This window comes from Candidatus Peregrinibacteria bacterium (assembly GCA_016220175.1).
Classification (GTDB): domain Bacteria; phylum Patescibacteriota; class Gracilibacteria; order CAIRYL01; family CAIRYL01; genus JACRHZ01.
On record JACRHZ010000008.1, the window covers coordinates 37,280 to 47,146 of the forward strand.

Here is a 9,867-nt window from a genome sequence, read left to right on the forward strand (position 1 = left end):
GGAACCACCGAGAAATGGTCTCCTCTTCCCCTCATCGCAGCAGCGGCAAGATGTTCACTGCGATTCAGATTTGCTGGGGAGCGTTTCTCATTTCTCTTTTTCTTCCGATGAAATTTCACGTGGAGGAAAGTGGGAGTTTTTGGAGTGGGATTTTTTCTCCATTTTCTACAGTTTTTTGGCCTCCGAGTTTCTTCATTTTTGGATTTCTCCTCATTATTCTGGGAATATGGAACCTCGGCTCCATCCATGATGCAAAACACAAAGAAAAGATTCCTCACTCACTCATTTTCTCTTGGAGCTTTTTTCTCGTCGTAGGAAGTATCTCTCTTTGGGGGGGGAATGTCTCTGGAGCGGCGCTCAATTTTCTTTTGAAGTGGTGTATGGTTGGTGGAATTTTTTATGGAATTATCCATCATTTTTTTCGTGAAACATCTTTTGTTTCCGTGTTGGCATATATCGGACTTTTTGAAGCACTTCTCGGAATTTCTCAAACACTCTTTAGTTTTTTTTCTCCGGAAATTTTCCCTATTGGAGATCCTGTCCTTCGAACGCCATTTGGAGAAATCTGGAGGGCAACAGGTACTCTTGAGCATCCAAACATTCTTGGATTTTTTTTAGTTTTTGTATTTTTTCTCCTCCTCGAAAATATACAAAAATGGAGAGTGCTTCGAATTCTTCTTGTTCTCGGAATTTTTTGCACATTTTCCAAAGCAACCCTCATTGCTCTTATCATTGGAAGTATTGCCAGCTTCGACACTTTAGACAAAATCGACAAGCGCATTGTCTCCTTTATTATTCTTAGTGTTCTGAGTGTTTTTGTAATATTCTTTCGCCATACTTTTGACAATATGTCTGTTTCAGAATCTGAAAGAATTTTACAAATTTTTGTGAGTTTTCAGATTTTTTTGAAACATCCTATTTTTGGGCTTGGGCTTGGAAATTCTCTTTCAGAAGCCGTAAAAATAGTCCCCATTTTTCCCTGGCAACTTCAGCCAGTGCATAATGTATTTCTTCTTATTTTAAGTGAAACAGGAATTGTCGGATTTTTGATATTCGCATTTCTCTCAGGAAGTATCATTAGAAAAATATTCGCAAATGCCGATCCTAAACGCAGAAAGTTGTTTTTTGGTATAAGTGCTGCAGTCTGTACTTTTGCACTTTTTGATCATCTTCTCATTACAAGTACTCTTGGGATGATTCTTTTTGGAATTTATGCAGGACTTGTTTTTCAGAATGAAGATTGAAAAGACTGGATTTTTGCTTGATCTCTCCATCTTGCATTTTCTCTTCATTTTTGAGACTCTTTTTTTGAGATATTCTTACTTTCCCATAATGAGAAATAACAGTCCTCTCGCGATTCCAATTCAGAGAATTTTTGACTCAGCTAAGGGGGTAAAAACTTTTGTTTTTCACGTCTCAATGGAATCTTTTCCCGGACAGTTTGTCATGGTGTGGATTCCGGGAAAAGATGAAAAACCCTTTTCTATTTCTCGGGATAAAAATGGAGAGTTTTGGCTTATGGTTGCTGATGTTGGACCATTTTCACATGCGCTTTGTTCATTTCGTCCCGGCGACACAATTGGGATTCGAGGTCCATTTGGGAAAGGATATTCTCTTCCCAAAAAGAAAAATATTGTTCTTGTGGGCGGTGGATATGGAATGGCTCCGCTTCATAATTGTGGAGTATGGCATCTTGAGAATGGGAATACTGTTACCGCAATTACCGGTGCACGGTCAGGACAAAATGTTCTTTTTGAAAAAGAGTGTTCTGAGTCTGGATTCCGAACTTTTGTTACTACAGACGATGGCTCAAAAGGAGAACGTGGATTTGTGACTCATATTCTTGAACGTCTCCTTATGAAGGAAAAAATTGACCTTGTTCAGACGTGTGGACCGGAAAAAATGATGAAGGTGATTGCAGAAATGTGCGTCGCAAAATCCGTTCCCTGTGAAGTCTCTCTCGAAAGATATATGAAATGTGGATTTGGCGTATGCGGACAATGTACTGTAGATGGAACAGGGGAGCGAATGTGCCGAGAAGGTCCAGTTCAAGATGGAGCTTATGCTCTTCAAAATTTCTCTGATTTTGGGAAATATCATCGCGGAGCAGAGGGACAGAAGATACTGTGGTGATCAAGACAGGAACAAAGTATGATGAGAAAAAATCTTCTTTTTCGCTCTTATGACCATGAAGATTTCATGCGAATATCTCTATCGGCGTTTTTGGGAGATTTTTCCTGCCACTTTGTCGTTTTCTCTTCTTCTCGTTCCGATTTTTCTCTCGTTTTCGTATCCAAAAGCAGTCGCTGTTTCTGTGGTGATATATGCATTTTTGTGGTTTATGCGAACCGTGGAATATTCTGTTTTCCTCATATTTTCGTTCTGGAAATTTAAGAAATCAGCAGCAGAGAATTGGGCAAAAAAAATAATCAGTCTCGAAACTGGTGAATGCTTAACAAGAGAGGAAAAAAATATTCGTGATGTACTCATTCAGAAAAAAGATTGGATTTCTCCAAGAGAAGTAAAACATCTCGTCATCATTGCAATGTACGATGAGGATATTGAAATTTTACGAGAAACCTTTTTTTCTCTTCAAAATTCGGATTTTGATCTTCAAAAATTATTTGTATGTCTTGCGACAGAAGAACGAAAATCCGTTTTGGGGAGAAAAAATTCAGAAATTCTCAAACACGAATTTTCTGGTATATTCGGAAATCTTTTTTTTGTTGAACATCCAGGTGGCATTTCGGGAGAAGTTCAGGGGAAGGGCTCAAACATTAGTTTTGCGGTTCGAGAAGTCTCTGCACAGATTGCTCTTCATGAAGATCTCCGAAATATTCTCGTGACTACTCTCGATTCTGACAACAAGGTGGATGTGCAATATTTTTCATGTCTTACGTATCATTTTTGCCTTCAAAACAATCGACAAAAACAGAGCTATCAGCCCCTTCCTCTTTTTTATAACAATATTTGGGATGTTCCTCTCCTCAACAGAATTCTCGCCATTTCCAGTGGATTCTGGCATATGATTGAAAGTGGTCGCCCTGATCGACTTCGGAACTTTTCTTCTCATGCTCAGCCGCTTCTTGCTCTTCAAGAAATGAACTATTGGGCAGTGGACACTATTGTGGAAGACGGACATCAGTTCTGGAGGTCTTTTCTTCATTTCAAGGGAGAATATGAAGTTGTTCCTCTCTTTATCCCGATTTATCAGGATGCCGTGCTCAATGCGAATTATTACAGGTCAGTTTTGGGACAATACAAACAAATGCGAAGATGGGCGTGGGGATGTAGTGATATTCCTTTTTGCGCTGTGAATTTTTGGAAAAAACGTCGTGAGCTTCCCTTGGGAAAAACGATTCTTCAATTTGTGAGACTCGTAGAAGGGCATATTATGTGGGCAACTACAGCAATTTTTGTGACATTTACGATTCGAATGCCTCAAATAGTGAGTTCTGAATTTAGTGAAACAAATATTTCGGTAAATTTGGCGTATCTTCTCCAAAACTTTTTTGGAGTTGCGATCATTGGAATTGTTTTATCCATGACCGTTTCTCTTATTACCTTGCCAAAAGCTCCAACGAGAAAGAAGTTCTTCTCCCTCTTCTGGCAATGGATTTTTCTCCCCATAGTCATTATTATCTTTGGATCTTTTCCGGCTCTTGATGCGCAAATACGTCTTTTTCTCAAAAAACCATTGGAATTTAATGTTACTGAAAAAAAGAGAATTTCAAAGGAGGTATATGGTCATGTTCCGATATAAAAACTAAGGAAATAAAGCGGTACCATTTCTCGTAATTTCACCTATACTAGATCCATGAGTCTTCCTCTCTCACGTCTCTGCGCTATCCCTATTGAGATGCCAAACGGAACCTTTGAAATTCCTACAGGAATTTATGTGGATTCTCAAACGGGAAAAGTAACGGGAATTCTTACTCTCCACGGAGTGCTTTCTCCCGATGCGGTTATCGAGAAGAAACATGGATGGAAGACTTCTGGAGATTTTCTTCATGATACACCAGGGGAAAATTGGAAAGAATTTTCCGTGTGTTCGAAAACAGGGACTTTTTATGGGAACGTTCAGGAGATTTGGATTGATCCACTCCTTTTTGTTGTTACGAAAATTGAATGTCAAAAATCAATTCTTCTCATTCCCATCTCGAAGAGAATTTTTAGTTTTCAGGATATTCAGGAGGTAATTCCAGAGAAAAAAATGATTCTTGTTCAAGATGATAACCGAGTATTTATACCAAAAGAAGAACTTTCTCCGTATGTGTAGGAGATGTTCTTATACCACTTCGCTTTAAAAATAGCACTTTTCAATACTGCGAAGCTTTTGAAACAATAATGGAGCAGAGAAAGCTTCGTGGCATAATACTAAAATTGAGTATCCTTTTAAAAGCGAAGCAGTATTAAATGACGGTTTCGCGAAAAGAAAGGATGAACCGAAATTCATCCCTTCTCTCTCTTCGATATAAAGATATCAACGTTTTTTCATTTTCCCAGAAAACAAATCTTTTTTCCTATGCTATCGTCTCTCCGGCTCGAACCACGAGTTGTACAATCGCATATGAAAGCATGATGATAATGATTCCGACTCCAGACCACAGCAAGATTTTCTTTGCTTTTCCAGTCGATTCATCCTCGCCTTGCGAAGTCACCATGAGGACACCTGCGTAGATAACAAACGCTACCGCAACGAGTCCGAGGAAGCCGAGGAAATAATTAATGAATCCAATGACGGCTGTTTTGAGATCAGACGAAGGGGCAATATCCACGCGAGGTACATCTATGGCTGCGAGTGCTTTTGTAGCAGGAAGAAGTCCCGCATGTGCCACGACTGCAAGGAGCAAAGCTGTTCCTACGAGAAGTACATTGCGAGAAAAGAATCGTGTATTCATATAAAAAAATGAAAGAAAATGGAAAAATGAAAGAAGATTTTCAGCTTATTATATCAAAAATCCCTCTTTTTCACAAGTGCTTTCCCCCATATTTTTCTCCATTATACCGTGTCTCTCAGGAAAGGAAAGTTTTTTTTCAAGAAAATAAATTCTTCCCATTTTTGCATTTGGCATTTTCCACTTATAATTGCTTCTGATGATTTCATTTCTTGGAAAAATTTGGCGCGAGCGAGGAAAATTTTCTTCAGAGAAATCGCTTTTTAAAAACCTTCTGGATGTTCGAAATCGTTCCGAAGCGGATTTTACTGATGCAACATTTGAAAAACTCTTCGATCCTTTTCTTTTTTGTGATATGGAAAGAAGCGTTTCTCGCATACAAAATGCTCTTGAAAAAGGTGAAAAGATCCTTATTTTTGGTGATTATGATGTTGATGGCATGAGTGGAGTTGCTCAACTATTTTTGACAATGAAGATGCTGGGCGCAAATGTTTCGTACAGGCTTCCGAGAAGAGAGGAAGGATATGGCCTTTCTTCCCACATTGCTGAAGAAATAAAAAACTCCGGAACTTCACTTGTTCTCACAACGGACTGTGGAATTTCAAATAGACGCGAAATTGAAGCTCTTCAAAAAGAAAATATTGATGTCATTATTACGGATCATCATTCTCTTAAAGAAGAGCTTCCGCCTGCATATGCTATCCTGCACCCACTTCTTGAGAGCGAACTTTTTCCCGACAAACACATTACGGGTTCTGGTGTGGCGTTTTTCTTGTGTTATGGTCTTCTTCTCCGTGTGTATGGAAAAGAAAAAAGCAGGCGATCTTTGGAGCAGCTCCTCGAGCTTGCAGTGCTCGGGACCATTGCCGATTGTGGTATTTTACAGGGACAAAATAGAATAATTACACTGCTCGGTCTTGAGCACCTAAAAAATACGAAAAATCCTGGACTTCGAAGTCTCCTCGATATGTCGAAAAGCGCTGCTGATTCTTTGAATGCGGAGCAAATTGCGTTTTATCTCGCCCCCAGACTCAATGCGGCAGGACGTCTTTCTGATCCGCATATTTCTTTAGAACTTCTCCTCGGAAATCATACTCGTGCACTTGAGCTCGAAACTCTTAATCACAGGAGACAAGATCTTGTGGAAATTTTTTTAGAAAAAGCGGAGAAGATGATTGATGGAAGAGGACAAAATCTTCCGGCATTTCTCCTCAAAAGCGAAGAATGGCCATCTGGAATTCTTGGACTTCTCGCCGGAAAAATCTGTGAAAAATATGGAAAACCAACTGTTGTTGTCGAGGTCCGACAACAGAAAATGATTGGCTCATGTCGTGGACCTGATGATTTTCATTTTTCAAAAGCACTGAAGAATGTTGCTGAAGAAAATCCAGATCTTTTTTTGGGATTTGGCGGACATGCTATTGCTGCAGGATTCTCGATATCTTCGGAAAAATACTCGCTCTTTGAATCCGCTTTTCTTCGGTATGTAGAAAAATCTCGTGGCACGGAAGAGATTCTGCAGCATATTGATTTTGATTTTTCTCACCATGAAAAAATTCATGCAGAAGAAATTTTGGAGCTCGAGAATTGCGCTCCTTTTGGTACAGGAAACCCGAATCCGTTGTTTCATTTTCCAAAAATGAAGATCAAAAATTCGAAAGCTTGTGGGAATGGGAATAAGCATCTTTCGCTTTTTCTCGAAAATCAGCACGGGCAAAGATTTTCCGGAATATTCTTTGGGCAGGGCGCTCTTCTTGATAGGCTTTCTCAAGACAAAGAAATTGATATACTGGCATCGCCGGAAGTGAGAGAATGGAATGGAGAGAGGCGGGTGCAGATGAAAATTGTAGATATACGAGGGAATTTTTAATTTTGAAATTTTAAATTTCTAAATAAATCTTAATTTCTAATTTTTAAATACTATGAATTATGACTTGGAAGAGCGTTCGGCAAAATTTGGAGAAAATGTTATTGAGTTTATAAAATCAATTCAAACGAATGATATATTGAAGCCATTATTCCATCAGCTGATCAGATCTTCAACAAGTATTGGCGCAAACTATATGGAGGCAAATTACGCCAGTTCCAAGAGAGATTTTCGAAATAAAATAGCTATTTCTACAAAGGAGTCGAATGAAACAAAATATTGGCTTAGAATGATCGCAAAAGCTTCTCCCGAAAAAGCTGATATTTGTAGAAAACTCTGGAAAGAAGCTCATGAATTAACCCTTATCTTCGCAAAAATCAAAAGAAATTCTTTATAAAATCATTTAAAAATTAAATTTTAGAAATTAAGATTTATTTAGAAATTTAAAATTTCAAAATTAAAAATTCTTTCTTATGACTTTTCTCCTCACTCGCCAAGATCTCGAAAACCGTGAACTTCACATGCTTCCTCCGTATGCGATTCGGAATGTCGAAAGCAAGGGAAGAGATCATGAAGAATTGAAGTCTCCAACACGGCTTGAATTTCAACGCGATCGAGATCGTGTGCTTCATTCCAAAGCATTCAGACGTCTCAAAGGAAAAACCCAGGTATTTGTGGCGCATTATGGCGACCATTTCAGATCTCGTCTTACACACACTCTTGAAGTTGCTCAAATTGCGAGGTCGCTTGCTCGAATTCTTCAGGGAAATGAAGATCTCTCAGAAACAATCGCTCTTGCGCATGATCTCGGACATACTCCTTTTGGACACGCCGGTGAAGAAGCAATGCGAGAACTCATGCATCGATTTGGGCTTGATTTTGAACATAACGCTCAGAGCCGAAGAATTGTCGAAATTCTCGAAAAACGAAATCCAAATTACGATGGACTGAATCTCACGAAAGAAAGCCGAGAGGGACTTTTTAAACACGTGTCTCCGCATGATCGACAAAAACATAAACTCGCTGAAAATGCTTTTTTAGAAGCACAAATTGTGGATTCTGCAGATCAAATCGCGTACCAAAACCATGATATTGATGATGGGCTCCGGAGCGGAATCTTGTCTCTCGATGATCTTTCAAAACTAGATATTTGGCAAAAAGTTATGGCAAAAATTCCGAGTGGCGGGTCAGAAGAGGTTTGGATTTCACGTCTTGTTTCTGGGCTTATTAATGAAATGGTCGAAAATCTTTCAAAAGAAAGCGCTCGTAAAATCGCTGAACTGAAGCCGAAAACACCAGATGATATTCGTAATTCAAAAGAAAAAATAGTCGGATTTTCTCAGGAAATGGAAGATATGAATACGCAGCTTCGGCATTTTCTCTTTTCATGTTTTTATAAAAGTTCACAAGTAATTGCGCAGAGTACAAATGGAAAAGAAACGATTAAAAAGCTTTTCTTTTATTTATATGATCATCCCGAAAGTCTTCCAGAGAATTATTACCAGCTTGTCCAATTTGGCGAAAGAAAAGAGGTCGTTCTCAAGGATTTTATTGCAGGGATGACGGATGATTTTGCGCTGAATTTGGCAGATTCTTTATCCTGAAAGCGACACGGCGCCGTGTCGCTTTCCAGAAATATCATGCAATTTTCCGGCCATACCATCACAGGCGAAGGACGCGGGAGAAAAATCGGATTTCCGACGGTAAATGTTGAATTGCACGTAGGGGACGCATACATGCGTCCCTCGCAAAATCATGAAGGTGTATTCGCTGTCCGTGGAAAAATCTTCACAAGTGAGGGTCACCCGCCTACGGGTGACCCTTTTGAAGGCATTGTCCACATCGGTCCTCGCCCAACTTTTGACAGTTTCGACATGAGTGTCGAAATTCATATTTTTTCTAGTAGAGACGCGATTCATCGCGTCTCATTTTCAGATATTCCAGAAAATTCGCCAATTGAATTTGACATCATTGGCGAAAAGATTCGTGATGTAAAAAAGTTTGATTCTGAGGAAGAATTGAAGAAGCAAATTACGAAGGATTGCGAAGGAGCGAAGGAGATTTTGAAAAAATCACATAATTGAAGTTTCATTATTCGAATTTTATTCGTACAATTGATATTTGATACACATCTTGTCGATGATGTATAGCCAATATCTTGACGATATTTTTTTCAATACGAAAAACTATTCGATATTTCCCCACTCTGAGTTTGCGATATCCTTTCAATGATTTCCTGAGTGGTTTTCCAAATTTCTCAGGTTCGAGAACGAGTTTTTGTTCAATAGTTTTTTTAATTTGTTCTTTTTCAGCAGAACCTAAAGAAGGAATATCTTTTTTCTGCACTTCCGAATGGTATTGAAGTATATATTTTATCCCCATGCTTCTTCATGAGAGACAAATTTCGCATTTTTTGTATCTCTCTCTTCTGCAATTTGAATTAAAATATCATCTTCATCAATCTCAATTGCGGTTTTTAAGAGTTCTGTTGCTTTTGTCGCGAGAGGAACATGATCTCTTTTTGCCAAAAGAGCGATCGTATATTCTAATTCTGGGGAAAGTGTGATGTTAAGACGCTTTTTTGTTGTAGGCATATTGTGATGAAAGAATTCTCAAACATGAAAAGTGTATCACTTTTACATCAGAAGTGCAACGCTTATGCACACCATCAATAGAACTTCAAAAAAGAATTTCTGTATGTTTTTCCTCAATGAAAATTATTTATTTGTTCGCGCCTTCTCGAAATTGGTTTGTTATATTCTGCCTTGTTGCTTCTATTTGCGCAGAAATAGCGTGTTCAGGTTTCTCTGGATTCAGAATCTTGGGGGCTAGACAACTCCCAATTAATGCTAGTACTATCACTATAATTTCAGCACAGCCTGGTGCTATTCCTGAATATTCAAACTCAATTTCACGATAATTTTTATGACCTTCCCCCATGCTTTACAAAGACAAAAGTATCACTAGTATAATTTCCAATAAATAATTTCATGTATAGTGTCTCTGTAGTTTTTGGTCAGCATCTTGCTTTGTGAATTTCCATTGAATTGTTGATAGACTTTGATTGCGTTGTTTTTGCCAGGCAGATAACTCCTTTTTGAG

12 protein-coding genes are annotated in these 9,867 nt (G+C 38.6%); 8 read left to right on the forward strand and 4 right to left on the reverse strand.

What is annotated here, in order from left to right; genetic code table 11:
* Positions 1–14: 14 nt before the first annotated feature.
* From HZA38_00850 to HZA38_00865, 4 genes are all read left to right on the forward strand, one after another.
* Positions 15–1,244 (forward strand): O-antigen ligase family protein, encoded by a 1,230-nt coding sequence (locus tag HZA38_00850; GenBank protein MBI5414048.1) that lies wholly within the window; start codon positions 15–17, stop codon positions 1,242–1,244.
* 88 nt (positions 1,245–1,332) lie between these two features.
* On the forward strand, positions 1,333–2,133 hold the full coding sequence (locus tag HZA38_00855; protein MBI5414049.1) for a dihydroorotate dehydrogenase electron transfer subunit: 801 nt from the start codon (positions 1,333–1,335) through the stop codon (positions 2,131–2,133).
* A gap of 55 nt (positions 2,134–2,188) precedes the next feature.
* Positions 2,189–3,763 (forward strand): glycosyltransferase family 2 protein, encoded by a 1,575-nt coding sequence (locus HZA38_00860; protein MBI5414050.1) that lies wholly within the window; start codon positions 2,189–2,191, stop codon positions 3,761–3,763.
* A gap of 54 nt (positions 3,764–3,817) precedes the next feature.
* Positions 3,818–4,279 carry a hypothetical protein gene (locus HZA38_00865; GenBank protein ID MBI5414051.1) on the forward strand — a complete coding sequence of 154 codons (462 nt, stop codon included), beginning with the start codon at positions 3,818–3,820 and terminating at the stop codon, positions 4,277–4,279.
* Positions 4,280–4,523: 244 nt separating this feature from the next.
* On the opposite strand, the gene HZA38_00870 is transcribed toward HZA38_00865, so the two are convergent.
* The gene (locus HZA38_00870; GenBank protein MBI5414052.1) at positions 4,524–4,901 is read right to left on the reverse strand and encodes a hypothetical protein; all 378 of its coding nucleotides are present in this window, start codon (positions 4,899–4,901) and stop codon (positions 4,524–4,526) included.
* Between the two features lie 196 nt (positions 4,902–5,097).
* Between HZA38_00870 and recJ the strand changes: the two genes are divergently transcribed.
* From recJ to HZA38_00890, 4 genes are all read left to right on the forward strand, one after another.
* Entirely contained in the window at positions 5,098–6,768 is a 1,671-nt protein-coding gene (gene recJ / locus HZA38_00875; protein MBI5414053.1) for a single-stranded-DNA-specific exonuclease RecJ, read from the forward strand.
* 52 nt (positions 6,769–6,820) lie between these two features.
* Positions 6,821–7,162, forward strand: coding sequence for a four helix bundle protein (locus tag HZA38_00880; GenBank protein ID MBI5414054.1), 342 nt, complete (start codon positions 6,821–6,823; stop codon positions 7,160–7,162).
* A gap of 76 nt (positions 7,163–7,238) precedes the next feature.
* A complete protein-coding gene (locus tag HZA38_00885; protein MBI5414055.1) occupies positions 7,239–8,369 on the forward strand; it encodes a deoxyguanosinetriphosphate triphosphohydrolase in 1,131 nt (376 codons plus the stop codon).
* 36 nt (positions 8,370–8,405) lie between these two features.
* Entirely contained in the window at positions 8,406–8,849 is a 444-nt protein-coding gene (locus HZA38_00890; GenBank protein ID MBI5414056.1) for a riboflavin kinase, read from the forward strand.
* A 7-nt stretch (positions 8,850–8,856) separates the two neighbouring features.
* On the opposite strand, the gene HZA38_00895 is transcribed toward HZA38_00890, so the two are convergent.
* The 3 genes from HZA38_00895 to HZA38_00905 all read right to left on the reverse strand — a co-directional run bounded on the left by HZA38_00895 (position 8,857) and on the right by HZA38_00905 (position 9,705).
* Complete coding sequence (locus HZA38_00895) at positions 8,857–9,147, reverse strand: type II toxin-antitoxin system RelE/ParE family toxin (protein MBI5414057.1); 291 nt, start codon at positions 9,145–9,147, stop codon at positions 8,857–8,859.
* Positions 9,138–9,359: a hypothetical protein gene (locus HZA38_00900; GenBank protein ID MBI5414058.1), complete on the reverse strand. Its 222-nt coding sequence runs from the start codon at positions 9,357–9,359 to the stop codon at positions 9,138–9,140. Before HZA38_00900 ends, HZA38_00895 begins: the two co-directional genes overlap by 10 nt.
* Positions 9,360–9,486: 127 nt before the next feature.
* Positions 9,487–9,705, reverse strand: coding sequence for a hypothetical protein (locus HZA38_00905; protein MBI5414059.1), 219 nt, complete (start codon positions 9,703–9,705; stop codon positions 9,487–9,489).
* Positions 9,706–9,867: the final 162 nt, after the last annotated feature.